This is a genomic window from Bacillus sp. HY001 (assembly GCF_007558965.1).
GTDB lineage: Bacteria > Bacillota > Bacilli > Bacillales > Bacillaceae_G > Bacillus_A > Bacillus_A mobilis.
Window position 1 is genome coordinate 1 of record NZ_VLTE01000195.1, and the last position, 455, is coordinate 455.

Annotated in this window: 1 protein-coding gene; it reads left to right on the forward strand. The window is 40.9% G+C overall.

What is annotated here, in order from left to right:
- Positions 1 to 455, forward strand: a 455-nt coding sequence (locus FOT98_RS30375) for a zinc-binding dehydrogenase (RefSeq protein ID WP_144291224.1), incomplete at both ends; no start/stop codon positions are given.

A 455-nucleotide genomic window follows, 5' to 3' on the forward strand; every position in this document is an offset into this window, starting at 1 on the left:
GTAGAAGAAGGGGCTGTGGCAGCTGTATTTGGTTTAGGAGCGATTGGATTAGCCGCTATTCAAGGACTGGTTCAAGCGAAGGCAAGCCGAATTATTGCTGTAGACTTAAATGAGGATAAATTTGAATTAGCTAAAAAAATGGGCGCAACTGATTTTGTAAACCCTTCTAAATTTGATAAACCAATTCAAGAAGTCATTGTTGAAATGACGGATGGAGGAGTAGATTATAGCTTCGAGTGTATTGGAAATGTTGAAGTAATGAGGTCTGCTCTTGAATGTTGTCACAAAGGTTGGGGTGAAAGCACGATTATCGGTGTAGCAGGCTCTGGTAAAGAAATTCATACTCGTCCATTCCAATTAGTAACAGGTCGAGTATGGCGTGGTTCTGCTTTTGGCGGCGTAAAAGGTAGAACGCAGCTTCCAGGAATGGTTAAAGATTATATGGATGGTAAAAT